General features: G+C 68.6%; 27 protein-coding genes. 10 read left to right on the top strand and 17 right to left on the bottom strand.

The features are described 5' to 3' along the window. Nucleotides 1-91: 91 nt before the first annotated feature. The 5 genes from F3H13_RS11285 to F3H13_RS11305 all read right to left on the bottom strand — a co-directional run bounded on the left by F3H13_RS11285 (nucleotide 92) and on the right by F3H13_RS11305 (nucleotide 3,566). Nucleotides 92-793, bottom strand: coding sequence for an OapC/ArvC family zinc-ribbon domain-containing protein (locus F3H13_RS11285; protein WP_149799127.1), 702 nt, complete (start codon nucleotides 791-793; stop codon nucleotides 92-94). Further along, on the bottom strand, nucleotides 794-1,207 hold the full coding sequence (locus tag F3H13_RS11290; RefSeq protein WP_149799128.1) for a DUF2073 domain-containing protein: 414 nt from the start codon (nucleotides 1,205-1,207) through the stop codon (nucleotides 794-796). It abuts the gene before it with no gap. Next, the gene (locus tag F3H13_RS11295; protein ID WP_149799129.1) at nucleotides 1,207-1,848 is read right to left on the bottom strand and encodes an Era-like GTP-binding protein; all 642 of its coding nucleotides are present in this window, start codon (nucleotides 1,846-1,848) and stop codon (nucleotides 1,207-1,209) included. The genes F3H13_RS11290 and F3H13_RS11295 overlap by 1 nt, the downstream gene beginning before the upstream one ends. 194 nt (nucleotides 1,849-2,042) lie before the next feature. After that, complete coding sequence (locus F3H13_RS11300) at nucleotides 2,043-2,504, bottom strand: DoxX family protein (protein WP_149799130.1); 462 nt, start codon at nucleotides 2,502-2,504, stop codon at nucleotides 2,043-2,045. Then, nucleotides 2,505-3,566 (bottom strand): WD40/YVTN/BNR-like repeat-containing protein, encoded by a 1,062-nt coding sequence (locus tag F3H13_RS11305; RefSeq protein WP_149799131.1) that lies wholly within the window; start codon nucleotides 3,564-3,566, stop codon nucleotides 2,505-2,507. It abuts the gene before it with no gap. A 79-nt stretch (nucleotides 3,567-3,645) separates the two neighbouring features. On the opposite strand from F3H13_RS11305, the gene F3H13_RS11310 reads away from it, so the two are divergent. Continuing rightward, a complete protein-coding gene (locus tag F3H13_RS11310) occupies nucleotides 3,646-4,653 on the top strand; it encodes a TatD family hydrolase (protein WP_149799132.1) in 1,008 nt (335 codons plus the stop codon). 441 nt (nucleotides 4,654-5,094) lie between these two features. On the opposite strand, the gene F3H13_RS11315 is transcribed toward F3H13_RS11310, so the two are convergent. Further along, nucleotides 5,095-6,021: a fumarylacetoacetate hydrolase family protein gene (locus F3H13_RS11315; RefSeq protein ID WP_149799133.1), complete on the bottom strand. Its 927-nt coding sequence runs from the start codon at nucleotides 6,019-6,021 to the stop codon at nucleotides 5,095-5,097. Between the two features lie 96 nt (nucleotides 6,022-6,117). Then, complete coding sequence (locus F3H13_RS11320) at nucleotides 6,118-7,473, bottom strand: amidohydrolase family protein (protein ID WP_149799134.1); 1,356 nt, start codon at nucleotides 7,471-7,473, stop codon at nucleotides 6,118-6,120. 123 nt (nucleotides 7,474-7,596) lie between these two features. Between F3H13_RS11320 and F3H13_RS11325 the strand changes: the two genes are divergently transcribed. Further along, complete coding sequence (locus F3H13_RS11325; protein WP_149799135.1) at nucleotides 7,597-8,328, top strand: TetR family transcriptional regulator; 732 nt, start codon at nucleotides 7,597-7,599, stop codon at nucleotides 8,326-8,328. A 56-nt stretch (nucleotides 8,329-8,384) separates the two neighbouring features. On the opposite strand, the gene F3H13_RS11330 is transcribed toward F3H13_RS11325, so the two are convergent. Genes F3H13_RS11330 through F3H13_RS11340 form a run of 3 tightly spaced genes read right to left on the bottom strand, consistent with a single transcriptional unit; the run spans nucleotide 8,385 to nucleotide 11,228 of the window. Next, complete coding sequence (locus F3H13_RS11330; RefSeq protein WP_149799136.1) at nucleotides 8,385-8,762, bottom strand: PhlB family protein; 378 nt, start codon at nucleotides 8,760-8,762, stop codon at nucleotides 8,385-8,387. After that, a complete protein-coding gene (locus F3H13_RS11335; protein ID WP_149799137.1) occupies nucleotides 8,759-9,961 on the bottom strand; it encodes a thiolase C-terminal domain-containing protein in 1,203 nt (400 codons plus the stop codon). The genes F3H13_RS11330 and F3H13_RS11335 overlap by 4 nt, the downstream gene beginning before the upstream one ends. Next, nucleotides 9,951-11,228, bottom strand: a complete 1,278-nt coding sequence (locus F3H13_RS11340; RefSeq protein ID WP_149799138.1) for a CaiB/BaiF CoA transferase family protein — start codon at nucleotides 11,226-11,228, stop codon at nucleotides 9,951-9,953. Before F3H13_RS11340 ends, F3H13_RS11335 begins: the two co-directional genes overlap by 11 nt. A 901-nt stretch (nucleotides 11,229-12,129) precedes the next feature. Between F3H13_RS11340 and F3H13_RS11345 the strand changes: the two genes are divergently transcribed. Continuing rightward, a complete protein-coding gene (locus F3H13_RS11345) occupies nucleotides 12,130-14,022 on the top strand; it encodes a Cdc6/Cdc18 family protein (protein ID WP_149799139.1) in 1,893 nt (630 codons plus the stop codon). A 22-nt stretch (nucleotides 14,023-14,044) separates the two neighbouring features. On the opposite strand, the gene F3H13_RS11350 is transcribed toward F3H13_RS11345, so the two are convergent. Next, a complete protein-coding gene (locus F3H13_RS11350) occupies nucleotides 14,045-15,244 on the bottom strand; it encodes a S24/S26 family peptidase (protein WP_149799140.1) in 1,200 nt (399 codons plus the stop codon). 132 nt (nucleotides 15,245-15,376) lie between these two features. Between F3H13_RS11350 and F3H13_RS11355 the strand changes: the two genes are divergently transcribed. Further along, entirely contained in the window at nucleotides 15,377-17,011 is a 1,635-nt protein-coding gene (locus F3H13_RS11355; RefSeq protein WP_149799141.1) for a DNA-directed DNA polymerase II small subunit, read from the top strand. A gap of 38 nt (nucleotides 17,012-17,049) precedes the next feature. Here F3H13_RS11355 and F3H13_RS11360 read toward each other — a convergent pair whose 3' ends face one another. The 4 genes from F3H13_RS11360 to F3H13_RS11375 all read right to left on the bottom strand — a co-directional run bounded on the left by F3H13_RS11360 (nucleotide 17,050) and on the right by F3H13_RS11375 (nucleotide 19,816). Next, nucleotides 17,050-17,682, bottom strand: a complete 633-nt coding sequence (locus F3H13_RS11360; protein ID WP_149799142.1) for an IMPACT family protein — start codon at nucleotides 17,680-17,682, stop codon at nucleotides 17,050-17,052. After that, the gene (locus tag F3H13_RS11365) at nucleotides 17,679-18,170 is read right to left on the bottom strand and encodes a hypothetical protein (RefSeq protein WP_149799143.1); all 492 of its coding nucleotides are present in this window, start codon (nucleotides 18,168-18,170) and stop codon (nucleotides 17,679-17,681) included. The genes F3H13_RS11360 and F3H13_RS11365 overlap by 4 nt, the downstream gene beginning before the upstream one ends. A 32-nt stretch (nucleotides 18,171-18,202) precedes the next feature. Continuing rightward, a complete protein-coding gene (gene pspAB, locus F3H13_RS11370; RefSeq protein WP_149799144.1) occupies nucleotides 18,203-18,808 on the bottom strand; it encodes a PspA-associated protein PspAB in 606 nt (201 codons plus the stop codon). 93 nt (nucleotides 18,809-18,901) lie between these two features. Next, nucleotides 18,902-19,816 (bottom strand): MBL fold metallo-hydrolase, encoded by a 915-nt coding sequence (locus F3H13_RS11375; RefSeq protein ID WP_149799145.1) that lies wholly within the window; start codon nucleotides 19,814-19,816, stop codon nucleotides 18,902-18,904. Nucleotides 19,817-19,974: 158 nt separating this feature from the next. Here F3H13_RS11375 and F3H13_RS11380 point away from each other — a divergent pair, with 158 nt between their 5' ends. Both F3H13_RS11380 and F3H13_RS11385 read left to right on the top strand, forming a co-directional pair. Then, nucleotides 19,975-20,919: an NAD(P)H-binding protein gene (locus F3H13_RS11380; protein ID WP_149799146.1), complete on the top strand. Its 945-nt coding sequence runs from the start codon at nucleotides 19,975-19,977 to the stop codon at nucleotides 20,917-20,919. Next, entirely contained in the window at nucleotides 20,916-21,596 is a 681-nt protein-coding gene (locus tag F3H13_RS11385; protein WP_149799147.1) for a DUF7530 family protein, read from the top strand. The genes F3H13_RS11380 and F3H13_RS11385 overlap by 4 nt, the downstream gene beginning before the upstream one ends. 120 nt (nucleotides 21,597-21,716) lie before the next feature. Here the strand turns inward: F3H13_RS11385 and F3H13_RS16235 are convergent, their stop codons facing one another. Further along, nucleotides 21,717-21,884 (bottom strand): DUF5786 family protein, encoded by a 168-nt coding sequence (locus tag F3H13_RS16235; protein ID WP_223174415.1) that lies wholly within the window; start codon nucleotides 21,882-21,884, stop codon nucleotides 21,717-21,719. A gap of 125 nt (nucleotides 21,885-22,009) precedes the next feature. Between F3H13_RS16235 and F3H13_RS11390 the strand changes: the two genes are divergently transcribed. After that, complete coding sequence (locus tag F3H13_RS11390) at nucleotides 22,010-23,059, top strand: DUF5784 family protein (RefSeq protein WP_149799148.1); 1,050 nt, start codon at nucleotides 22,010-22,012, stop codon at nucleotides 23,057-23,059. A 136-nt stretch (nucleotides 23,060-23,195) separates the two neighbouring features. Here F3H13_RS11390 and F3H13_RS11395 read toward each other — a convergent pair whose 3' ends face one another. Continuing rightward, the gene (locus F3H13_RS11395) at nucleotides 23,196-23,480 is read right to left on the bottom strand and encodes a DUF5789 family protein (protein ID WP_149799149.1); all 285 of its coding nucleotides are present in this window, start codon (nucleotides 23,478-23,480) and stop codon (nucleotides 23,196-23,198) included. Nucleotides 23,481-23,627: 147 nt separating this feature from the next. On the opposite strand from F3H13_RS11395, the gene F3H13_RS11400 reads away from it, so the two are divergent. The 3 genes from F3H13_RS11400 (at nucleotide 23,628) to hemB (ending at nucleotide 25,792) form a co-directional block, all read left to right on the top strand. Beyond that, nucleotides 23,628-24,545 carry a PHP domain-containing protein gene (locus F3H13_RS11400; RefSeq protein WP_149799150.1) on the top strand — a complete coding sequence of 306 codons (918 nt, stop codon included), beginning with the start codon at nucleotides 23,628-23,630 and terminating at the stop codon, nucleotides 24,543-24,545. A 25-nt stretch (nucleotides 24,546-24,570) separates the two neighbouring features. After that, nucleotides 24,571-24,735, top strand: a complete 165-nt coding sequence (locus F3H13_RS16240) for a DUF6757 family protein (RefSeq protein ID WP_172863944.1) — start codon at nucleotides 24,571-24,573, stop codon at nucleotides 24,733-24,735. Between the two features lie 76 nt (nucleotides 24,736-24,811). Next, complete coding sequence (gene hemB / locus F3H13_RS11405) at nucleotides 24,812-25,792, top strand: porphobilinogen synthase (protein ID WP_149799151.1); 981 nt, start codon at nucleotides 24,812-24,814, stop codon at nucleotides 25,790-25,792. The last annotated feature ends 247 nt before the right edge of the window (nucleotides 25,793-26,039 follow it).

Raw genomic sequence — 26,039 nt, forward strand, 5'->3', positions numbered from 1 at the left:
TCACCGAAGTGAGAGATCGCGGGCGCGAGAAGAAAAAAACGACGCCACGCTCGCGTCACCGAGCGGGCGTTACGGACCGGGGAGGACGGCGCTACTCGTCTTGAATCCCCCACGCGTCGGGCATCTCGATGACGTAGCGGCCGTCCTCCTGGAGGGAGATGATGTACTCCTGTCTGTCGTACAGCTCCATCAGGTTGAGCTCGTACTGCCCGGGGCTGACGATGCGGATGCTCTCGAACTGGTCGTTCAGCTCGTCGCGGAGCGCGTCGATGCCCGGCTGCGGCTCCTCCTCGGCCGGCGGCGTCTCGGCGGGGTCGACGTCGCGGCTCGCGCGGTCGAGCTCGTCCGGGGACACCACCTCGGAGCGCGCGCTCGCCTGCGCGGTGTCCTCGTCGCTCCGGTCCGCGATCTGCTCCGTGCCGTCGGCCTCGGTCGGGGAGTCGGCGCTCGCGGCGGCGTCGCTCGACGCCGACTCGACCTGATCGCTCGGCGTCGCGTCCGCGGAATCGGCCGGACGGCGGTCGACCGAGCCCTCGTCCGGAGTCGGTGCCGCCTGATCGCCGGTCGGCGTCGTCCGATCGGACGGTTCGGCGGCGGCCCCGGACGCGTCGGCGGCAGAGTCGGGCGAGTCGGGGGCAGATCCGGACGGCTGGCCGACCTCGTCGGCGTGGTTGTCCGTCGCGCCGGCGGGCTTGAACTGGAACTTGTTCCCGCCGCAGTCGGGACAGCCCGACAGCATCTCCTTGGAGCCGTCGGGGAACGTCCGCCCGCAGGAGGTACACTGGTGGGGCATCTACTTGCGGGAGACGAGCGTGCTGATGAGGTTCTCGTCTTTGTGGAGGGTCTCGATGCGGTTCGCCGGGCCGATCACCGTGAGCTTCTGGGTCGACTCCCGACCCATCAGCTTGTCGAGGAAGCTCTGGTCGCCCGCCTCGGCCTTCGGGTACGTCTCTATCTCGATGCCGGTGAAGTCGTCGGGGCTGATCTCGGTCATCGTCACCTCGATGAGCCGCGACTCCTCGTCCGGGGAGAGCCCCTCTTCGAGGATGACGATGTTGCCGTCGCGGACGCCGTCGAGGATGAGGCGGATCTTCTCCATGGTCGTGAGCCCCTCCATCCGCGCGCCGCTTATCATGTCGATCCGGACGCCGTCGTCGCCGTCGTCCGGGTCGTCCGCGGCGTCGACGTTGGCTTTCGGGCCGGGCATCAGCCGAAGTACTCCGCTATCTTGGTGTACACTTCGTCCATGTTGTCGCCCTCCAGCGCGGACAGCGGAATCGTCTCGTGTTGCGGGAAGGCGTTCGCGATCTGCTGGACGTCCGACCCCGGCAGGTCCGTCTTGTTCGCGAGGATGAGCGCGGGGAGGTCCTGCGACTCGATGATCCCGATCAGCATCGTGTTCACCTGCGTGAACGGGTCCGTCGTGGAGTCGAGCACGTAGATGACGCCGTCGACGTCCTCGCGGAGCCAGTGCATCGCCTCCGCGACGCCCTCGGTCGCCTCGCGCGACCGGCGGACGGCGTCGTCCTTCTCCATGTCGTGGTCTAAGAACTCCTTGTAGTCGACCTTCGTCGTCACCCCGGGGGTGTCGACGATGTCGATGGTTACCTTGCGCCCGTTGCGCTCGATCTCCACGTTCTCCTTCCGGCGGGCCCGGCGAGTCTCGTGCGGGATGTGGCTCTCGGGCCCGACGGCGTCACCCGTCCAGTCGCGTGCGATCCGGTTTGCGAGGGTCGTTTTGCCGGCGTTCGGCGGTCCGTAGATCCCGATCCGCTTGGGCTCGTCGGCCGCGAACAGGCCGTCCGTGACCCGCGATATGCTGTCTCTGAGATTCGTGAGCAGTCCCATCCTGGCCTCCAATCCGTGTGGTTTACCCGAACACCGCGGTCGTTTCGCGACGCCGTTCGATCCGAGCGCTCGACGCCCGTTCGGGGAATTACGGTAGCCTCCACGCCGCGGTCACTTAAGAACTGCGTCAGACATCGCCGATCCGGAGCGTCGGCGCCGGACGAACCCGAAATGCGGAAGTGGGGTAGTTCGAGTCAGTTCTCGTCGCCGTCGCTCTCCCCGTCACCGTTGCTCTCCCCGTCGCCCTCGCTCGCGGCGTCGAGGAAGACGATTGCGCCGCCGAGCAGGGCGAGGTTCTTCAGGAAGTTGATCTTGTTCCCCTGCCGCTCTTTGCTCTCCATCGTCCAGAAGTCGTGGATCGCGGGCGTCGTCCCGAGGAAGAAGACGACGAGCGCGCCCGCAGCCGCCCGCGGGAGCCGCCAGAGGACGATGCCGAGGTTGGCGACCAACAGCATCCCGGTGACGAACGGGACGAGGACGTCGGGCATCGGGACGCCCTTCTCCTCGGCGACGGCGACGCGCTTGTCGTTGTTTTTGAACCCGTCGACGGCCATGTACGCGAGGACGCCGCCGTACAGCGAGCGGCCGAGCAGCGACGGCGCGTCGCGACCCCGGTCCGCCTCCGACTCGTCGGGAGAATCAGTCTCGCCCGCCATTCAGACCACCTCGATCCGGCTGACGTTCGCGTCGACGCGCCCGACCGTCTCGTAGGTCGGCCCCTCGTCGGCCTCGCCGCCGAGGCGCCGCATGATCCGGCCCTCCACGTCGTCGCGCTCGTCGGGGACGTCGAAGAGCCCGGAGCCGCAGACCACGTCGCCGTCGTGGACCGCCCACGTCTCGATGATCTCGTGGGGCTCGCCGGGGAAGTCGACGCGCTCGAAGTCGCGGCCGAAGTTCGTCGACTCGAAGAGGGCGACCCCGTGGTCGTCGTTCACCCACGCCGGGGGCGCCTCCTCGCCGCCGCAGAAGATCACCCGGCCGTCGTGGACGAACACCCGACGGATATACGAGAAGTCGTTGCCGACGTCGACTCGGTCCCACGATTTGCCGGCGTCGGTCGTCCGCCACAGGCCGCCCTCGCCGACCGCGTGGCCGAGGCCGAGGTTCTCTAAGTCGTGGTCGAGGTAGCCCGTCGCCGCCAGCCAGACGTCCTCCGAGATCGGGAGGATCTGGTGGACGTCGTCGACGATGGCGTCGCGGTGGTCGGACCACGTCCGGCCGCCGTCGCGGCTGACGTGAATCCCGCCCGCCTCGACGCCCGCGATCAGGTGGTCGGGGCGGCCGGGGACCGCCTCGAGCGCACGAAGGCGGGCGTAATGCGGGTCGATCGGCGACTCCCAGTGGCCGCGCGAGGGGAGCTCGCGGAACCCCTTCTGTTCGGTCCACGTCTCGCCGCCGTCGACCGAGCGGAAGACGTACGGGTCGTTGGTGCCGGCGTACAGCGCGCCGTCCGCTGTCGCGAGGATCGACCACACCTCGCTTTGCCCCGCGTGCCAGAAGCGGTCGCCGAGGGGGACCTCGAGGTCGGTCCACGTCTCGCCGCCGTCGAGCGAGCGGTACGCGCCCGTCGAGGAGGCGACGAAGACGCCCTCGGTGTGGTCCCACGACTTCACCGCGGTGACGACCCCGCAGTCGAGGACGGGGTCGAGGTCGCCGCGCTCGAAGGGGACGTCGTCGGTTCGGTACAGCCCGGAGTCTGTCCCGATCAACAGTGTCATATCCGTGAGTGAGTCGGGCGCATAATAAAGTTTTACCAATCTGTAAAACGCTAAGTGGCCGGGGCACGATGGAGAATCCATGCCCGCGCCCCACGCCACGGTCCGCCCGACTGACGCCGATTACGTGGACGAGTCGGCCGCCGACCTCCCGACCGAACTGCTGAACGTTCCGTGGATCGACCCGCACAACCACGCGCACACGCTCTCGTGGGAGGACCGCGAGCGGTACGCGCTCTCCGGCTGCCGCTCGATGGTGATGGTGTCGTCGGGGTACCACTGGACCCCCTACAAGCCAGTGGAGGCGAGCGACATCCGATTCCTGTGGGACGACGCGGTCAACCGTCGGCAAGCGATCGAGCGCAACCACTTCTTCGAGGCGAAGCTGAGCCTCGGCGTCCACACCGGCGTTCGGATCGAGAACCTCGATGAGCTGCTGGCCGCGATGGGCGACTACTGCGCGCTCGACGAGGTCGTCGCCGTCGGCGAGACGGGCGTCACGCCGAGCCAGCACGTCGAGCGCTGGGACATCGACGAACAGCAGGCGGTCGTCCAGGCGCAGATGGAGCTGGCCGCCGACCACCGCCTCCCCGTCCTGCTCCACACGCCGAACACCTCGCCCGAGGCGAAACGGGAGTACCGCGACGACCTCGGCGTCACCCCCGGCTACGAGAAGAACGCCGGACTCGGCACGGAGCCGGTCCTCGACGGCGAGAACCCGGCGCTGGAAGCAGTAAAGCGCGACGTCGAGGCCGCGCACGACGCCGGACTCGACGAGGAGCGCGTCGTCGCCTCGCACGCGGACGCGAACAACACTGCGTACCTGGTGGAAGAGACTGACTGCTACCTGAGCTACACCATCGGCCACTCGTGGCTCGTGGGCGTCGACGCCGCCGACGTGGCGAACGCCATCGACGAGTACGGCCCCGAGCGAGTCATGATCGACACCGACACCGCGAACGTGCTGCGCACGGACCCGTACGCCGTGAAGCGCGCGATATTCGAGCTGTACCGCTACGGCATCGACGTCGACGACATCCGCACCGTCGTGTACGAGAACCCGCGGGACGTGTTCGGGCTGGCGGAGTAGACTATTTAAATCGATCCGTGCGGTGCGGTGGCGCGTGCCTCCGAGTGGCCGCCGCAGGCGGCCGCGAGGAGCACGCGCGAGGGAGTCGGCGGTCCGGAGCGAAGCGGAGGACCGCCGACGAGGCTGGGGAGGCGTGAGGTGCGGTTGCTGTGCGGGGTGGGACTCAAAGGGGCAGGCGCGAGGCCGCCGTAGGCGACGTAAGTACCGCAGGGAGGGAGCGCCAGCGACCGACTGAGGAACGCAGCGAGCGTACGGCGGCCTCGCGGCTGGGGCTTTGGAGGTGTTTGTGGTCGATCTACTGTCAGCAACTTATAAGCGAGCAACTGGGGCTTTGGAGGTGTTCGTCGCCGATCCGGTATCAGCCATTTATAACGGGTGACTGAGGACTTTGAAGGATTCGCTATGCCGGCTCTATTTATAAACTCCGACGACCCAAGGGTCCTACTCCGTCTCGAACTCGGTCGTCAGTTCGCCGACGCCCTCGACGCCGACGGTGACGGTGTCGCCGTCGCCGAGCAGCACCGGGGGCTCGCGGTAGACGCCGACGCCGGGTGGCGTCCCGGTAAACACCAGGTCGCCGGGTTCGAGGGTGAACGCCTGACTACAGAAGGAGATCAGCTCGTCGACGCCGAAGATCAGGTTCTCGGTCGACGACTCCTGGAGGCGCTCGCCGTTGATCTCGGCGAAGATCTCGAGGTCGTGGGGGTCGTCCACCTCGTCGGTCGTGACGAGGTCCGGACCGGTCGGCGCAAAGGTGTCGAGGCTCTTCCCGCGGACCCACTGGCCGTCGCCGTGCTGGAGGTCGCGCGCGGAGACGTCGTTGCCGACGGTGAAGCCCGCGACGTGTTCCATGGCCTCGTCGGGGTCGACGCGGCGGGCACGCTCGCCGATCACGGCGACGAGTTCGGCCTCGTAGTCGACCTTCTCGGTGTACTCGGGGTCCCAGCGGACCGCGTCCTCGGGACCGACGACCGACGTGGGGAACTTCGAAAAGAGGACCGGCTCGTCCGGGATGGGGTTGTCGCCCTCCTCGGCGTGGTCGCGGTAGTTCAGCCCGACGCAGACGACCTTCTGCGGGTCGTCGACGGGCGCGGCGCGGTCGAGGTCGGCGGGGTCGCGGAGGCCGACGCCGGTCGACGCGGCGTACTCGACCGCGAGGTCGGCCTTGCGGCGCCACTCCCAGTCGGCGAGGAGGTCGGTCGTCTTCGGGCCGATGTCGACGCCGGCGGCCGCGCCGGCGGTCGCGAGGTCGACGACGCCGTCGTCGGTGGCGACGCCGACCCAGGGGTCGGCCGTGGATGTGCTGTCGGTCGGGGCTGTGCCGTCGGTTCGCGTTGTGTCGCTGTCGGTGTATTGTCCGATTCGCATTGGGTGTCGTGTGCGTTGTCGTCGGATTGGTGGCTCGGAAGGTTCGTTAGGGGCGATTGCGGTGGACCCGAAACGGAGGGGGCGGCTCTGTGCGGGTTACGCGTCGATGCCGGCCTCGTCGAGCAGTCGCTCGCCGGAGGCGACGAACCGGTCGAACTCCGCGTCGACCTTCGGGTTCGTCAGCTCGCCGTCGCGCTTGACGACCTCGCCGTCGACGAGGACGGTGTCGATGTGCGAGGGGTCAGACTGGAACACGACGGTTTGGATCGGGTTGTGGCAGGGAGCGGTCAGGAAGTCGTCGGCGTCGAACAAGACGAGGTCGGCGCGCTTGCCGGGCGTGATCGTCCCGATCTCGTCGTCGAGGCCGAGCGCCCTCGCGCCCTCGATGGTCGCCATCTCCAGGGTGTCGCGCGCGGAGATGCTCACCTCGGTGACCTCCTCGTCGCCCTCTAAGACCGCCTGATTGTCGAACATGCGCTGGAGCTGCATCCCGATACGCATCTGGCTCCCCATGTCGCCGCTGACGTTCGAGCAGACGTCGACGCCCCACGTCGGGCGCCCGCCCGCTTCGAGCACCTTGCCGGTGACGGGGATGCCGTGGCCCATCTGCATCTCGACCTCCGGGGTCGACGAGAAGGAGACCCCCTGCTCGACGGCGTGGTCGATGTCCTCCTGTGAGAAGTGGTTCCCGTGGGCAACGTTGACGTCCGGGCCGAGCATGTCCTCGATGGCGCCGAAGCCCTGGTAGTCGTCGCCGTACTCGGAGGACGGCCACAGCGCGGCGCCCATGTGGATCGTCGAGAGGGCGCCGAGGTCGCGCGCCAGTTCGAGGTCCGCGCGGGCGGTCCCGTCGGTACAGAAGTCCGGGCCGCGGAGCCCGAGCGCGAGGCTGAGCAGGTCGTCGTCGCGGATTTTCTCCTCGTGGAGTTCGCGGACGTTCTCCTCGGGGAGCCCCACGTCGCTCTCGTACCACCACTTCGCCGCGTCGTCGCCCGGCGGGCCGTAGGTGTACACCGCGCGCAGGCCGGCGTCCTGCAGCGCGTCGACCGCGCGTTCGCCGTGTTCGAGCGTGTTGGGGTACGACCAGTCGAGGGCCGTCGTCGTCCCGGTGTAGAGCTTCTCGAACGCGCCGAAGAGGCCGCCGAGATACATGTCCTCGGGCCGGTAGAGCCCGGTGATGTTCCCGAGCATGTGGTCGAAGTACTCGCCCATGAGCGACCAGTCGCCGGCGATCCCGCGTACCTGCGTCTGCGCGAGGTGGATGTGCGAGTCGACGAAGCCGGGGACGACGATCTTCCCGGCGGCGTCGATCTCCTCGGCGTTCGACGCCGACAGCCCGGTGCCGACCTCGAGTATCTCGCCGTCCTCGATCAGGACGTCCGCCTCGTCGAACTCCCCCACGTCCGGGTCGAGCGAGACCACGGTCCCGTTTCGCACGATCGTTTGTGTCATGTTCGATAATAGGGTTTGACCAAGAGGTTAAAAGTTTACCGGGCGGTAAATGAGAGCGGATCGGAGTATGGGGAGAAGGAGGAGGAGCAATCGTATTATGTACCTCACACGTAGAGTGTGGGTATGAGCGAATTACACGGCGGATCGGCGAGCGAACCCGCCGAGTCCCCGACCGACGACGCCGACACCGGCGACCCCAACACGGGCGATGCCGACACAGGCGACGCCAACACGGGCGACGCCGACACAGGCGACGAGACGGTGTCCTCCAAGAACACGAAGGAGGTGATCATGGAGGCGACGTTCCGCGCGCTGAGCAAGCACGGGTACAAGGACCTTCGGATGCGCGACATCGGCGAGGAGATGGACCTCACGCGGCAGGTGATCCACTACCACTTCGACGGGAAGTACGACCTCATATCCTCGTTCCTCGAACACATCATCGACCAGTACGAGGGGAGCGTGGTCGTCGAGGGCGACGCGGACCCGCGGACCGAGCTTCGCGCCCGCGTCGACCAGTGCCTGTTCGGCCCCGAGTTCGAGGAGTTCAGCCACTGGGACCGGATGAAGGTGTACCACGAGCTGTACACGCACGCGCAAAACGACGGCGAACACCGCGAGCTGTTCAACGACCACTACGAGCGCATCCGCGGCAGCATCGTCGAGGTCGTCGAGGAGGGGATCGAGGAGGGCGTCTTCCGCGACGTCGACGCGGAGCGCATGGGCCAGCTGGTGACCGACGTCATCCACGCCGCCCGCGGGCGCCGGATCTCGCTCGGTCACGAGGACGCGCCCGAGGAGGCTCGGAAGGCGATGGACGAGTTCATCTTCGAGTCGCTCGAACGGACGGAGTAGGTCTGAAACGGTCGGAACCAGTTGAATCAGGAGTCACGGCGGCGTTTTTACGATCGTTACGGCTCGTCAATCGCGACGAGCCGCGGGTCGGTCCGCTCGCGCCCGTCGCGAAGCCGATGGGAGCCGTCGAATCGAACGCGATCGCCGGGAGACAGCTCGCCGTCGGCCGCCTGCGCGATCAGTTGAACCTCGTCGAACCGGACCAGCGCGAGGTGGTTCGGGGCGCGGACGTCCGGCGGCGTAGTCTCGACCGTCGACGTCGCGACGACCGCCCCGGTTTCGAGTCGAACCGTCGCGGCGTCCGCCGACGAGCGGCCGCAGTCCGGGCAGCGGCGCCGGTCGTAGTACCAGCGTCGATCGCAGTCAGGGCAGGCGAAGGCGCGGTCCGCGGGGAGATCGCGGTCCTCAGATGTCTCTCCCTTCGGACCCGTCACGCGCGCAACACCGTACAGACGCTGTTGTTGCCGAACCCGGCGACGTTGATCGCGAAACCCGTCTCCGCGCCGTCGACGCGGCGGTCCGCAGGGAGGTCGCCGCGCAGCTGCCACACGAGCTCGACGATCTGCGAGAGTCCGGTCGCGCCGAGCGGGTGGCCGCGGGCCTTGAGCCCGCCGCCGGGGTTGACCGGGAGGTCGCCGTCGAGCGCGGTGTCGCCGTCGAGCGTCGCCTCCCACGCGGTTCCGGGCTCGTAGAACCCCAGCTCTTCGAGTTCGATCAGTTCGAGGACCGTGAACGCGTCGTGGATACAGGCGACGTCGACGTCGTCCGGGCGGATCCCGGCGCGGTCGAAGACGCGCTCGCCCGCGGTCCGGACGGAGTCGATAGAGAGGGGGTCCGGACGCTCGGCGACGGCGTGGGTGCCCGTCGCGCTCGCGATACCTGCGACGCGCGGGGCGGGAGCGGCTTCGGTCCCGCGGTCCGTGGCGGGCTCACCCCCGTCTGTCCGCGTCAGGACGACCGCCGCGGCGCCGTCGGACATCGGACAGCAGTCGTACAGTCGGAGCGGCGCGGCGACGATCGGGGAGTCGAGCGCGTCCTCGACGTCGACCGGCTTGCGGAACTGCGCGACGGGGTTGTCGACCGCGTTCCCGTGGTTCTTCGCGGCGACCGCGGCGAGCGCCTCGCGGGGCGCGTCGTGGCGGTCGAGGTAGGCGCCCGCGGCGAGCCCGCCGAAGGAGGGGAGGGTGATCCCCTGCGCGTACTCGCGCCGGTGGACGAGCCGGCTGATCGCCTCGGTGACGCTCCGCGTGTCGCCCGCCGACATCTTCTCGGCGCCGACGACGAGCGCGACGTCGGTGCGGTCGCTCCCGGCGCCTCCCGCGGCGCGGCTCCCGATGCCCTCGACGCCGCGGTGAAACGCGCTCGCGCCGGTCGCGCTCGTGTTCTCGATCCGGTCCGCGGACGCGCCGTCGAGGCCGAGAGCGGCCGCCAGCGCGTTCGCGAGCCCCGCGCTATCGTCGAGCGCCTCGGCGAGGGCGTTGCCGAAGTGGAGCGCGTCGACGGCCGCAGGATCGACTGCGGCGTCCGCGAGGGCCTCCTCGGCGGCCGCGGCGGCGAGGTCGACGAGCGACCGGCCGGAGTCGCTCTCGAACGGAGTCATGCCGACGCCGCCGACGCGGACTTCAGTCGTCATTCCCGTCGGCGGTCGTGTCGTCGGCGTCGCCCTCATCGCCGAACACGCCCAGCTCCGAGAGGCGGTCGATCTCGGCCTCCGAGTAGCCGTGCTCGCGGAACACCTCACGGTTGTGTTCGCCGAGCAGCGGCGGCGGGAGCTCGAAGCCGCTCTCGGCGTTGCGGAACTTCAGCGGGTGTTCGATCACGGGCACCTCGCCGAGTTCGGGGTGTTCGATCTCGGTGATGGTGCCGCGGGCCTCGATCTGCGGGCTGTCGAGGGCCTCCTCGACGCTGTACACCGGCCCGGCGGGGACGCCGGCGTCCTCGGCGATGACCTCGATCCACTCGTCGGTCGTCTTGTCTGCGAGGGTGGCCTCGATCTCGGCTTCGAGCTCGTCGAGGTGCTCCACGCGGTCCGCGTTCATCTCGAAGCGGTCGTCCGCGGGGAGGTCCGGCCGGTCGAGCGCCTCGCAGAGCTCGCCCCAGAGCTTCTCGTTGAGGATACAGATGTTGATGAACCCGTCTTTCGTCTCGAACGTCTGGTACGGGGCGAGGACGGGGTCTTTCGTCCCCATGCGCTTTGTCTCCTCGCCCGCGAACACCATTCCGGCCTGCTTGGTGAGCCACGGCAGGGTGGCCTCGAGCATGCCGAGGTCGATATACTCGCCCTCACCGGTGCGCTCTCTGCGGTAGAGTGCCGTCGTCGCCCCGAAGGCGGCCCACATCGCCGTGATCAGGTCCGTCATCGGCAGGCCGACCTTCGCCGGTTGGCGGTCCGCCTCGCCGGTGACGCTCATGATTCCACTCATCCCCTGGATGAGGAGGTCGTAGCCGGAGCGCTCGCGCCACGGCCCGGTCTGTCCGAACGCCGAGATCGCGAGATAGATCAGGTCCTCGTTGTGGTCGGTGAGCGTGTCGTAGTCGACGTCAAGCCGCTCCGCGGTCCCCGGCCGGAAGTTCTGGATGAAGATGTCCGCCTCCTCGACGAGCTCGTATAACGCCTCTTTCGCGTCGTCGTTTTTCAAGTCGAGCTCGAGGCTCTTCTTCCCGTAGCTCAGCGTCCAGTAATACGGGGACTCGCCCTTGATGAACGGCGGCCCGGAGTGGCGGACGGCGTCGCCGTAGCCGGGCTGTTCGATCTTGACGACCTCGGCGCCCTGGTTCGCCAGCATCGCCGAGCAGAAGCCGCCGGTGACGAACGTCGAGAGGTCGAGGACGGTGACCCCGTCCAGGATCCTCCCGCCGATCCCGGACTCATCAGTTCCCGTGTCGTCGGTGGCGTTCATCGGACCACCTCGTCCTGCGTGGGGAGTCGTCTCATGGATGTGTGTACGGTTTGTTTACCGGGTGGTAAAACTATCGGCGTCGACCGTGATACTCGTTAGTCAGGCCCGTATCGATACGGACCGGTTGTTGGTTCAGGACCATCGGCCGGGGCGGTTACACTCTACCGAGTGTCGATCGGGAGCCCCCCACCCCTTCGTTTCGGGTGGAACCACGGAGTGCGGTGGGGTGGTTGGTGGATGGTGGTGGACGGTTTGGATGCCGAGAGATTATTCTACAAACGTTCTCTGATAAAATAATACTATAACAACAAATATAATCTGTGAGGGATTGTCGAGGGTACTGTTGTATGAATAGTGTATTAAAACCACCGGTATATAAGTACAGCCTCACCACCCTCTCCCCCACCCGTTCACCGTTCCACACGAAACAAAGGGGTGTGGGGGTCCACCCGATTACATCGACCTGGCGGAGCGAGGAACCACGAGAGAAAACCGACGAGACGGAGGCGGGGACTTGAACTAACAGGCTAGTTATGGATTATTGAGACGACACCACGAGAATCACAAATTGGCCTTAAAGGCGACTTCAAACCGGAATAGCGGCGAATTATCGAGGAAAGTCACGCCGTTTTCTGGTTGCTATCGATATCTACTCCGCGTTTCGACAGGTCTAATTGTCTCATCTTTCGACGCAACCCACCATGGTGATGACCCGTCACCCCATACGAGAGGGACGTTTCAACTCCAGAGAGGAACACTTTTGTACCGTCTCTTCATCTGGTTCGAGTGTATCAACTGGACGTGGTCGCCCACGGATCCGACCACGAATCCGTATTTCCGACCGGAGACGGCGTCTGAAGCGACTTACGCGACCGTCTCCACCTGAAACAGAGGGGTTCACATGGACGAAGGCGATCACACACCGCGGGCCGACGGCGGTATCGACCCGGACGACGGCGACGAACCGGACCATAGCAGCGACTCCGAGGGTTCCGAGACTGACCGCTCTAACAGCGAGGGCTCCGAGGGCGAGGACTCCGGGGGCGAGGACTCCGATACCGAAGCCTCCGAACCTGAGGCCTCCGTGGTCGAGAGTTCCGAAGCTGACGACACCGACATCAACGGATTCGACCCCGACGTCCCGATCGAGACCGACCCTGACGGTGACCTCGACGCCGATACGAACCTCGGGACCTCGGAGACGAGCCCCCTCGAATCGAGTACGGACCCCGTCGAACCGAGTACCGACTCCGTCGAACCGGATTCCGACACCGCGTCCCGTCCGACGGGCGCTCGACCCGAAACGGCGGGGCTCGACAACGGCGGCCGCGACCGCTCGTCGCCCGACGTCGACTTCGACGGCGTCGTCCTCGATGACGACGAGGACAACCAGGGCCTGTTCGACGACCTCCTCTCGGGCGAGCCGATCTTCGAGAACAAGGAGGTCCTCCGCCCCTCCTACACCCCGCACGAGCTCCCCCACCGCAACGACCAGATCAACCGGATGGCGACGATCCTCGTCTCCGCGCTCCGCGGCGAGACCCCCTCGAACATCCTCATCTACGGGAAGACGGGGACGGGGAAGACCGCCTCGGCGAAGTTCGTCTCGCAGGAGCTCGAGTCCACTTCCCAGAAGTACGACGTCCCCTGCGAGGTCGAGTACATCAACTGCGAGGTGACCGACACCCAGTACCGCGTCCTCGCCCAGCTCGCGAACACGTTCATCGAGGAGAACCAGGCGGTGATCGCGGACCGTCTGGAGCGCCTCGAAGCCCTCCGCGAGGACGCGACCGCCGCCGCAGAAGCGGCCGGCCGCGACGCCGCCGCCGCCCTCGCCGAGACCGAGTTCCAATCCGTCGACGAGCTCGACGACCGCATCGAGTCGCTGGAGGACGACGCCGACGAGATGGAGGAGGTGCCGATGACGGGGTGGCCCACCGACCGCGTCTACTCGACGTTCTTCGAGGCGGTCGACTACCACGAGCGCGTGGTCGTGATCATGCTCGACGAGATCGACAAGCTCGTCGAGAAGAGCGGCGACGACACCCTCTATAACCTCTCCCGGATGAACTCCGAGCTCGACCGCTCGCGCATCTCGATCATGGGGATCTCGAACGACCTGAAGTTCACCGACTTCCTCGACCCCCGCGTGAAGTCGAGCCTCGGCGAGGAGGAGATCGTCTTCCCGCCGTACGACGCCAACCAGCTCCGCGACATCCTCCAGCACCGCGCCGACACCGCGTTCAAGCCCGACGCGCTCACCGACGACGTGATCCCGCTCTGCGCCGCCTTCGCCGCACAGGAACACGGCGACGCGCGCCGCGCGCTCGACCTCCTCCGCACCGCCGGCGAACTCGCCGAGCGCTCGCAGGCGGAGATCGTTGCGGAGAAACACGTCCGACAGGCCCAAGACAAGATCGAACTCGACCGCGTCGTCGAGGTCGTCCGCACCCTCCCCACCCAGAGCAAGATCGTGCTGTTCGCGGTCATCCTCCTCGAAAAGAACGGCGTCCACAACATCAACACCGGCGAGGTGTTCAACATCTACAAGCGCCTCTGCGAGGAGATCGACGCCGACGTCTTAACCCAGCGGCGCGTCACAGACCTCATCAGCGAGCTCGACATGCTGGGGATCGTCAACGCCGTCGTCGTCTCGAAGGGCCGCTACGGCCGAACGAAGGAGATGGGCCTCTCCGTGCCGGTCGAGGAGACCGAGGCGGTCCTTCTCTCGGACTCGCGGCTCGGCGATATCGAGAACGCACAGCCGTTCGTCCAGGCGCGGTTCGACAACTGACGCCGCGCCGGCGAGTCGCGCATCACGCCGCCGGAGCGGACGCACCGGGTGCCGGACTCGCCGTCGGAAGGGCGCTCCCAATCGCCCCCGATATCGCCTCGTTCAGCTCCACTTGCCCCGTCGCGATCAGGCGAATGTATCCGAGGTACGGGACGCGGACACGCGCCACCCCGTTCACCCATTCGGCTCTGACCGGGGGCGAGAGCCCGCTGGCTTGGTCGTAGGCCCCGTTGTTGTCTCCAAGCGTGACGTATCCGTCGTGGGGCGCCGGGCAGTTGGCGAGCGATTCGCAGTCGACGGCGTTGTGATACTCCTCGTCGGCGCGGTCGTACCAGTTCTCGCCCTCGGTAACGTGAAACATGGCCCGGTGGATGATCGGCGATCCGGTCCGCCCCGGGGGCGTGTATATCACGACCGAGCCGTAGGACCCGAACGACCGGTAGTCGACCGCTTGGCCCACCTCGTGAGTAACGACACCGATGCCGTTTTCGGCCGCGTCCGGAGCGAACTGTCCGGGCTCGGTGACGAACACGAGGTCGCCGACCTGCATGTTCGGCTCCATGCTCCCCGACTCGACGGCGACCATGGGCGGCCACACGCCGCTGACGCCGAACAGCAGCAGGCCGATCAGGAGGACGACGGCGACGCTCGTCAGCATCTCCCGGATCCACATCAGCGCGCCGTCCCGGTCGTGGCGAAACCGGTACCACAGCGACTCGTCGCTGCCGGACTGCGCCGCCCCCGGCGCCTCCGACCACCCTTCGCCGACCGCGTCTCCTTTTTCTGTGGTTTCTCCCTCGGCGTCGGCGCGACCGTCGCCGGCACGGGACCGAGCGTCCGCCGTCGTCGGGTTCTCCACTGCGGACGGGAATTCCTCCGCTGATTCCGGTCCACGACGGTCCTCGTTCGCAGCGCCGGATTCGTCCGAGTGCTCCGACTCAGGTCGCGGACCGACCTCGCTTTCGCTGTCGGAGGTGTCATCGCTCGACCCATCAGGAGCGTCGCTGTCCGACTCCGCAGAAATCTCTTCATCCGACTCCGCAGGAACCTCCTCATTCGACTCCGCAGGAACCTCCTCAGCCGACTCCGCAGGAAGCTCCTCAGCTGACGCATCGGTATCTGCTCCCTTCGACCCGTCTGGAGGACCCGAAGATTCGCGTTCGTTCCGCTCGTCTCGATCGGCCGACCCGTCCGTATCCGTCGGCCGATCCGATTCATCCATTACGTCGCCTTTGGGGGGTTCCGTTCATAAGCTTCCGGGTGACGGGACTTCGGCCTCGTCCCCCGAGTCCGGCCGCCGGCCCCATCCAACCGCTCCGGAACGGTTTTGCCCGAGACCCTCTTTTCGGGTATCGTGCCGCTGGAGTCGAACGCGCGGATCGCCAAAGCCCTCGCGGAGCGCGGCTACAACGCCGAGCGCGAGGCGGTCACCCTGCTCGCGGGCGCGACGGACCCGGCCGCCGCCGTCGCGGCCGCCGTCGACTGCGCCCCCGACGACGCCCTCCGGATCACCGCGGACCACGTCCGCGAGGCGATCGCCGACACCGACGAATCCGCCGCCTCCCCGGACGAACCCGGACAATCTCCAGTCGAAACGGAGGGGTCTGGGGACACCGGGGCCGGAGGGACCAAGGCGGTCTCCGGCGCCGCGACGACCGACGCTATCGACTCCACGACAGCAGATTCCGCAATCGCCGACTCCACGACAGCCGGATCCCCACCTGCCGACTCCGGGACGGCCAACGCCTCGTCTGCCGACGGTGACCGCGCTCGAGGCTCTGACCTGCGCGAGTTGGAGGTCGGCAACGACATGACCGGTCGCAGCACCGGGACCGGCGAGTACACCGACTTCGTCACGACGTTCCGCGACCGCTACGAACGGCTCTCGAAGATTCTCCGCGGACGCGTCAACCACCGGCCGGCCGAGGCGATCGCTGACATGCCCGGCGGGAGCGACGCCGCGATGATCGGCCTCGTCAACGACGTCCGCTCCACCAAGTCCGGCCACTGGCTGATCGAGTTAGAGGACACCACCGGGACGTTCCCCGCCTTGGTGATGAAGGACAAGGGCCTCGCCGACGTCGTCGACGAGATACTGATGGACGAGTGTGTCGCCGTCGAGGGGACGCTCGCTGACGACGCCGGCATCCTCTTCGCGGACTCGCTCCACTTCCCGGACGTCCCCCGCACGCACCGCCCCGGCGGGGCCGACCGCCACGTCCAGGCCGCGCTGATCTCCGACGTCCACGTCGGCAGCGACGAGTTCATGGCCGACGCGTGGCACAGCTTTACCGACTGGCTCCACACGCCCGAGGCCGACCCCGTGGAGTACCTGCTGCTCGCGGGCGACATGGTCGAGGGCGTCGGCGTCTACCCCGACCAAGACGAGGAGCTGGAGATCGTCGACATCTACGAGCAGTACGAGGCCTTCGCGGAACACCTCAAGGAGGTGCCCGCGGACACCGAGGTCGTGATGATCCCGGGCAACCACGACGCGGTCCGGCTCGCCGAGCCGCAGCCCGGGTTCAACGACGAGATCCGGGAGATTTTGGACGTCCACGACGCGCAGATCGTTTCGAATCCGGCCACCGTCTCCGTCGAGGGCGTCGAAGTGCTGATGTACCACGGCGTCTCGCTCGACGAGGTGATCGCGGAGCTGCCCGAGGAGAAGGCGAGCTACGACGAGCCGCACAAGGCGATGTACCAGCTGTTAAAGAAGCGTCACGTCGCGCCGCAGTTCGGCGGGCACACCCGCGTCGCGCCCGAGGAGCGCGACTACCTCGTCATCGAGGACGTGCCCGACGTGTTCCACACCGGCCACGTCCACAAGCTCGGCTGGGGGAAGTACCACAACGTGCTCTCGGTCAACTCCGGCTGCTGGCAGGCCCAGACCGACTTCCAGAAGTCCGTCAACATCGACCCCGACGCCGGCTACGCCCCCATTCTCGACCTCGACACCCTCGACATGACGGTCCGCAAGTTCTCGTAGCTCGACCGTCGAGCCGGCGGCTGTGCCGTTCGAGCGCGTCAGCGCTCTATCTCCACCCGCCCGCTCGTCGCGTCGTTGAGGCGCTCGCGGAGCGCCTCGACCTCTTCGACCGGCACCCGGAGGTCGAACCGGACCCGTTCGCCGTAGTCCGCGTCGAACTCGACGCCCGTCGACTCGATCACGCCCCGCACCGTCCCCGAGTCGTCGTACTCGGTCTCGACGCCGAGAGTGCGGTGCGGGCGCTCCTCGACCACGCCGGCCGCGTCGACGCCTTCCTTCACCGCGCGCGAGTAAGCGCGCGCGAGCCCCCCGACCCCGAGGTTCGTTCCGCCGTAGTACCGCGTCACCACCGCGGCGACGTTCCGGACCTCGCGCTGCTGGAGGACGTTCAGCGCGGGCTTTCCAGCGGAGCCGGTCGGCTCCCCGTCGTCCGACGAGTACTCCCTGAGCATCGGCTCCGAGCTCGGGGCGCGTTCGGACGGCTCGCCCGCTGGCACCCGGTACGCGGGCACGTTGTGGGTCGCGTCGGCGTACTCGCCCCGGACCTCCTCGACGAACGCCTCCGCCGCCTCGACCGTGTCGACGGGCGCGACGTGGCCGAGGAACTCCGAGCCCTGGACCTCGAACCGGGCGGTCACGCGCTCGGCCACCGTCCGGTACGCGTCGGTCACGACGGCCCCTCCTCGGCTTCGCTCCCTCCCCTCTCGTCCGGTTCGTCCTCTCGTCGACGCTCGACGGCGACGCTCGTCGGGGGCGCGAGCCGGTACAGCGCGAGGAAGGAACCGACCCCGACGACCTCGACGATCACCGCCACGACGGCCAGCGGCTCCGCCGCGAGCGCCGCGGCCGCGTCCGTCCCGTGCCACGCGGGGAACCCGCCGAGGAACGCCGCGAGCGTCCCCGCGCCGAGCGCGTACAGCCGCCGGTACTCGCCGGCCCGCAGCGTCGCGACGGCGACCGCCACCGCCAGCGCGCTCCCGGCGAGGAAGAAGTAGGGACGCGCGTCCGGCGGCGACCCGAGCCGCGGCCACGCCCACAGCAGGTGGACCGCCGCGGCGACGGCCGTCGTCTGGGCGGCGACGCCGCGGAGCAGGCGCTTCTTCGGAGCGTTTCTACCTACCGCGTCCGACCCGCGATCGAGGTCCGCCTCGTCGCTCATCGGATCACCCTCGGCTCGCGGGTCACTCTCATTTACTCCCACGGGTGGTTCCCGGGCGCGTCGGGCCACAGCGGGTACCAGTACGACTCGTCGTCCTCCAAGCCGAGCTCGCCGTCGAGGACCGACTGGAGCTTGAACTCGATCCGCTGGTTCCGGTCGCTCGTTCCCCGCGGCGCGAACGGGTAGTAGGCGCCGCGCCGGAACGAGTAGATCCAGTAGACCGGCCCGTCGTCGTTCTCGAAGCCGAACACGGCCGCGAGCAGCCGCGAGCCGAACCCCTCCTCGATGAACTGGTCGGCCGCGAAGTGGACGCTCGTCACCAGGTCCTCGGGGTCGTCGTCCTCCAAGACGAACCACTGGTAGCCGTGGTCGTCCTCGTGGCGGTGGAAGCCGGTACCGGTGTCGATCTCGCCGGCCTCGAGGATGGCCTCGACGGTTTCGACCGCCTCGTCGAAGCGGGTGCTGTCCATGCCGGAGAAGCAGAGCGCGGCCTCGCCGCAGTGGTCGTAGCGGAGGTCCGCCTCCATCGTCATGTACGCGGTCGACATCCCGAAGAGGTCCTCGGGGTCCGCCTCGCGGGTCGCGTCGGTCTCGGCGCTCGTCCCGAGCACGGCCCGGATCGTGTCGAAGATGCCCATCTAGGCGGGCCTACGGGCGGCGGGGTTTAGGGCGTTTCTCTCGGCGGGTCCGCCGCCCCGCCGCGTCTCGCCGGCGAGTTCCCCGTCGTCAAGTCACTCCTCGTCGCCGACGCGATCGAGGTACGTCAACACGCCACGCGTGTTCAGGCTCGTGTTCGCCTTGGCGCGCTCTGGGTTCCAGTAGTCGATGTCGCGGCTTGCCGCCTCGAAGTGCTCGACGACCGCCTCGTCGTCGCCGAGCTCGGCGCGCTTCTGCCGGACCCGCTCGACCCACTCGACGTACGCCCGCTTCGCCTCGCCGATCAGGTCCGCGTCGCAGTCGCGCGGGCCGAAGTGGCCGAAACAGACCGTGTCGGGGTCGAGCTCCTCGATCAGCCGGATGTCGTCGAGGCACTGCTCGAAGTCGAACTGCGGCGGCGGCGTGGTCGGCGTCACGGCGTCGATCTCGGGGACGTAGATGCCGGCGGCGTCGGCGGCGAACACGACGTCTGCGTCGGGGTCGTGGTAAACGGCGTGGTGGGGAGCGTGGCCGGGCGCGTCGTGAACGACGAGCTCGCGGTCGCCGAGGTCGATCCGGTCGCCCTCGGCGACGCCCTCGATCCGGCCGTCCGGTATCGGCTCCGGCTCCGCGTAGTACTCCCACTGCTCCTCGACCGCTGACTTGGTGCCGGCGACGAGCGCTCCGGGATCGACGAGGTGCCGAACTCCTTTCTCGGGGACCCGTACCTCGGCGTTCGGGTAGCGCTCCGCGAGGTAGCCCGCGCCCCCGGCGTGGTCGAGGTGAGCGTGGGTCGGCAGGATCCACGCGAGCTCCTCGCGGGAGATTCCGATCTCCTCGATCGTCTCGAAGAGGGCCTCCCGGTTCGCCCCCGTCCCGGTGTCGATCACGATCGGGCGCTCGGCGTCGTACACGTAGACGGCGCCGTACTCGTCGGTGTCGAACATGCCGGTGTCGTGGACGTACAGGTCCTCGACGCCGCGGACCGGTTCGAACTCGCCAGCGCGCATACCGGACGAGGGACCCGGGGGCACTTCTAGCGATCGGTCCGCGACCCTCCCTCCAGCGCTCGTGACGGCCCTCCCTCCAGCGCTCGTGACGACCGCAGCCCCGGCTAGGAGCACCCGTCCGGGCCGGGGCTTATGGTCGCGCCGCCCGTGGGGACGGTATGCGAGTGCTCGTCACCGGTGCGACCGGCTTCGTCGGGAGCCGGCTCGTCCCGACGCTCCGTTCTCGCGGCCACGACGTGGTCGCGCTCGTCCGCGACGCCGACGGCTACGACGCGCCCGAGGGCGTCGCCGTCGTCGAGGGCGACCTCTTGGAGCCCGACACGCTGCCGCCGGCGTTCGAACTCGACGGCGAGACGGTCGACGCCGCGTACTACCTCGTCCACTCGATGGACGGCGGCCCGGGGTACGAGGAGCGCGACCGAAACTGCGCGACCAACTTCGCCGCGGCCGCGTCGGACGCGGGAGTCGACCGGATCGTCTACCTCGGGGGGCTCGGCGAGGACCGCGACGACCTCTCCGAACACCTCCGATCCCGGCGCGAGGTCGAACGGATCCTCGGCGACGGCGACCCGGCGCTCACGACGCTCCGGGCCGCTATCATCATCGGCGCCGGCAGCGCCAGCTTCGAAGTGATCGCCGGCCTCGCGCGGCGGCTCCCGGTGATGGTCACCCCGAAGTGGGTCGACACGCTGTGTCAGCCGATCGCGATAGCCGACGTGGTCGCCTACCTCGCGGGCGTCCTCGACGTCCCCGAAACAGCGGGCGAGACGTACGAGATCGGCGGTCCGGAGGTGTTGACCTACGCCGAGATCCTCCGCCGGACTAGGCGGCAGCTCGGCGGCGGCCTCCGTATCGTCAGGGTCCCGGTGTTGAGCCCCGAGCTGTCCGCTCGGTGGCTCCGACTCGTCACCGACGTGAACCCCTACCTCGCCCGCTCGCTGGTCGAGGGGCTCCGCAACACCGTGATCGTCGAGGACGACCGGATCCGCGACACCGTCCCCGTCGAGCGCACCCCCTTCGAACTCGCGGTCGCGCGGGCGCTGACCGAGTCGCGGAACGCGGCTGAATCCCGACTGAGCGCGCTCCCCGGGGTCTCGTCGTGAGCCGCGAGTACGGGGAGACGTGGGTGTACGAGAGCCTCGTCGGCGGCATTCCGGGCCTCGGGATCTCGCGGACGCTTGCGGTCGCGCTCCAGTTCGCCATCTTCGAGGTGGGCGTGGTGGGGCTCGGCTGGTACTACGGGACGTGGGACGCCGTGGCGGCCGGGACGGTGGCGGTCGTCGTCGCGGCGGTCGGCAGCGTCGAGATGCACCGGCTGGGCGCGAAGAACCGGCTGCTCGGGACCCCGCCGGAACACAAGCGGCTGCTGTTCGGGTCGAGCATCGAGATCGTGTTGGGCGTGCTGGCGTTCATCGCGCTGGTGACGTACCTCTTCGCGTGGGACGCGGCCGCGGGGCCGACGCTCATCGACCGGCTGTTCGGCCCGGAGCCGCCGCTCCCCGTCGTCTACCTCACCCTGCTCGTCCTCTGGGACCTCACGTACCGCATCGGTACCTCCTGGTGGAGCGCCGTTGTCGCGCTGTGGCGCGCGGTCCACGTCGACCTCCCGCCCGACGAGCGCGCGACGGTCAGGCGGCTCGACGCCGAGAACATCGGCTTCTCCGCCGTCCAGCTCGCCCTCGTCCCGTTCCTGCTCACGGAGCCCGTGCTGCTCGGCGCGGTGGTCGGGCACGTGATCGCGGTCGCGGTCGTCTGTTCGGCCGCGATCTGGCTCACGTGAGCCTCCGGCTCCGTTCGGCTCCGTCGCCGTCGGGACCGTACCCGCTGCTATCGGGAACAAGAGCTGCCGCTATCGGCGTTCGAGAACGGAATTAAAAGACGCGTCGTCGCCGCGGCCGCGTCACTTCCCCTGGAGCTCTTCGAACTTGTCGAGGAGTGCCTCCGCGGAGTCGCCCGAGTCGTAGGTCAGTGACCCGGAGTACTCGGGGCGCTCCGCGTCGAAGTCCGCGTCGACTTCGCTGGTCTTCTTCTCGCGACGCTCGTGTTCGGCCTCGTCATAGGCACCCATTGACATGGTACACCCACACTTGGCCGTTTCCTGTAATATACCTGTCGGTAAACGTATCATAAACCGTGAACGTTCGGTCCCGTCCACCGGAATGAATTAACCCCGCGGTGTGATACCGAACGCACGTGGCACAACCGCTCCGCTTCAGGCGCTCGCCCGGCCGCTGGACCGCGGACCGCGTCCGGTCGCAGATCGGCCGCCCGCTCGACGAGAACCTCGGAGCGACCGCCGGCGACCCGTGGTTCGCGCCGCCGCCGGACTACGAGGCGCGTCGGTTCGACATGGCGGACGGGTCGTTCGCGCTGTTCTGCTGGACCGACGACGACGCCGACCCTCCGGCGGGCGCCGACGGCGGCCCGGTCGGGTACTGGCTGGGCAACACCGAGACGCCGAGCGAGCTCTGGCGGACGGACAAGTACGGGTTCGACGAGGCGCCGTACCCGGTCTCGCGGTGGGCGCAGCGGGAGCTGCTCGCCGGGCTCCACGACGACGAGCCGTGGCTGGCCGACTACCCGCACGTCTCGTGGTACTTCCTGCCCGTGTTCTGCTCGAAGGACGGCGCGGAGACGAGCCGGGCGTTCTTCCGCGACCACGCGGCCGGGTTCCCGGACGCGACCCGCGAGGCGGGGACCGGCTTCGTCGAGGAGACGCTCCGGCCGGGGACGCTCGACGACTACCGCGAGGTCATGGCTGGGAAGCTCGGCACCTCCGCATCGCGCGATCTCGTCCGGATGAGCGCGGCGATAGCCGAGTTCACCGCGGCCCGGATCCTCACGGACGCGGGGTACGAGGTCACCCCGGAGATCGAGGTGACGACGGGCCACTCGCTCGACTACCGCGCGACGGACCCCGAGACGGGCGCCGGACACCTCGTCGAGGTGACGCGCCCGCAGCCGACGGCGGGGCGCTCCGCGAACGACCCGGTCGCCGCCGTCCGCGACACCGCCGAGACGAAGACGAGCGGCCAGCTTGCGGCCCACGCCGGCGGCGTCACGCTGTTCGTCGACTGCTCGTCGTTCCCCGCCGACGAGTGGGCCGCCGTGCGCGCGGCCGAGCCCGCGGTCCGTCACAAGCCCGCGGTCGTGTACCGCGCCGAGCCGGACGGGTCGATCGAGGGGTACCGGAAGGGGTCGGTCCCGATCGACCTCTCCGAAGTCGTCGCCGGGCTCCCGTAGCCTCGCGGCTCGACGGTGCCGTCGACGGTGCCCGCGAGGCTCTCCGGCGACGTGCGCGCGTTCGTTCTCAACGTATCGGCGGCGCTCCGCGGTCGAGGGTCGAAAAAGGGGTACGGACTCCGTGCGGTTCGGCGCGTCAGAACGAGACCGGCGAGGGCCCGTCTTCCGCGTCGGTGGTCGGGTCGCGGTCCGAGTAGAACCGGCGACCAACGCCGCGGTGACAGACGCCGGCCCGGAGCGTGGTGAACACGTCGTCCGCGTCCTCGAACGTCTGGTCGCCGAACCGCTCTAAGACGTCGCCGAGCCGCTCGGACCCGTTCGCGAGCTCTACGGTCGCGTTGCCGTGAGCCGCGATGATCTCCTCAGAGGTGGTCGGGTACTGGTGCCGTTCGAGTCGGTCGTCGACGCCGTTCAAGCGCATCAACAGATGAAAACCGCCGATGGTTCTTAATGATTGTCCATGTACGACCTTAGTCGGGGGGGATACCTTATATCGCCTTATATCGCTCTCACTCCGGTGGTTCCCGGAACCACCGCGGCTTAGTGGCGGGCGCAATTACTCGCCTCTATGCCCGCTGATTCCGCCGACTCCGCTGAATCTTCCGATTCCGCCGATCCCCCCGACTCCAGCGATCCGGTCGTCGCCGACCTCCACGCCCACACGGACGTCTCCGACGGCACGCTGGCGCTCGAGGAGGTGCCCGCGGCCGCCCGCGAGGCGGGCGTCGACTGGGTCGCCGTCACCGACCACGACCGGATCCACCCCGGGCTCGACGCGCCGGTCGTCGAGCGCGACGGCGTCCGGATCGTCCGGGGGATCGAGCTCCGCGTCGACGCCGGCTTCGAGCGCCTCGACCTCCTCGGCTACGGCGTCGAACACACCGACGCGCTCGACGCCGAGATCGAACGCCTCCAGCGAGACCGCCGCGAGCGCGGCGCCGCCATCCTCGACGCGGTCGAGGGGCGACTCGGGGTCGACCTCGACGTGGAGCCGCGCGCCGGGCTGGGACGGCCGCACATCGCGCGAGCGATCGACGAGTCGGACGCCCCCTACGACTATGCCGGGGCGTTCGACGAGCTGATCGGAAACGACGGCCCCTGCTACGTCGCGCGTGACGTGACGCCGCTCGACGAGGGGATCGACCTGCTCGCGGACGCCTGCGCGCTCGTCGGGCTCGCGCACCCGTTCCGGTACGAGCGCGTCGACGAGGCGCTCGACGTCGCCCGCGAGTCGGCCTCGATCGGGGCGATCGAGCGCTTCTACCCGTACGGCCGCCCCGTCGACGACGCACGGATCGACCGCGTCGCCGCCGAGAGCGACCTACTCAGGACGGGCGGGACGGACGCGCACGAGCGGACGCTCGGGGTCGCGGGCCTGACGGCGTCGGCGTTCGAACCCGTCCGCGAACGACTGCCCGAACCGGTCTCGGTCGAGGAGTTCCCGGCCGCGGACTCCCCCGGTGCGGCCCCCGACGAACAGCATTAAGCCCGCGCCGGACGGAGTAGAGTATATGCGGTGTCACTACTGCGACCGGGAGGCCACGTACGAGGCGGAGCAGGGCGGCGTGGTCGTCGGGCTCTGCGAGTCCCACTTCAAACAGCGCGTCGAGGAGCTCGCCGAGTCGGACGAGCTCGCGGCGCTCCGCGACCGGATCGACATCGAGTCCTCCGAGTAGTCGCGGCGGCCCCCTTCTGCCGAAGCGCCGCGACCGAGACGAACGGTAAAAGGCCGCGCGGGGCCAACCCGTCGGTATGGACCTCACGGACCGGCCTCGCCGCCTCCGGACCGACGGCGTTCGCCCGCTCGTCGCCGAGACAGACCTCTCCGCGTCGGACCTCGTCGCGCCCGTCTTCGTCGACGCGACGACCGACGAGCGCGTGCCCATCGAGACGATGCCGGGCCACGAGCGCGTCCCGGTCGACGAGGCGACCGACCGCGTCGCCGAGATCCGCGAGACCGGCGTCGAGGCCGTGATCCTCTTCGGCGTCCCCGAGTCGAAGGACGCGTCCGGGAGCCGGGCGTACGCCGACGACGGCGTCGTCCAGCGCGCAATCCGGCGGATTTCCGCGGAGACCGACGTCACCGTGATCGGCGACGTCTGCCTCTGTGAGTACACCGACCACGGCCACTGCGGCGTCATCGAGGAGACCGCCGAGTCGGACCCGACGCTCACCGTCAAGAACGACGAGACGCTCGACCTGCTCGCGCGCACCGCGGTCTCGCAGGCCGAGGCGGGCGCGGACGTGGTCGCTCCCTCGGCGATGAGTGACGGGCAGGTGGGAGCGATCCGCGAGGCGCTCGACGCCGCAGGGCACGAGGACGTCGCGATCCTGAGCTACGCCGCGAAGTACGAGTCCGCCTTCTACGGCCCCTTCCGCGACGCGGCCGACGGCGCGCCCGCGTTCGGCGACCGCCGGCACTACCAGATGGACCCGGCGAACCGCCGCGAGGCGCTTCGCGAGGCCCGCCTCGACGCCGAGCAGGGCGCCGACGTGTTGATGGTGAAACCCGGGCTCCCGTACCTCGACATCGTGGGTGATCTCCGGCGGGAGTTCGACCGGCCCATCGCCGCGTACAACGTCTCCGGCGAGTACGCGATGCTCCACGCCGCCGCGGAGAAGGGGTGGCTCGAGCTCGAGGCGACCGCGCTGGAGTCGCTCACGGCGCTCAAACGCGCGGGCGCGGACCTCATCATCACGTACTTCGCCGAGGATGTTGCCGAACACTTATAAATAGAATCGGGCGGGAGTCGACGCGCTTCTTCAACTGTCCACCATGGCGCGCGCCTCCGAGCGCCCGTCGGGCGCGAGGAGCGCGTGCGAGGGAGTCAGTCGCCGGAGCGAAGCGGAGGCGACTGACGAGGCTGGGGAGGTGTGAGGTGCGGTGCGGGGCGGGAATCGAAGGGGCGGACGGGAGGCGGGCGCAGGCGACGTAAGCACCGCAGCGAGCGGAGCGAGCGAGGAGCGCAACGAGCGTGCG

Source organism: Halorubrum xinjiangense (assembly GCF_900102375.1).
Lineage (GTDB): Archaea > Halobacteriota > Halobacteria > Halobacteriales > Haloferacaceae > Halorubrum > Halorubrum xinjiangense.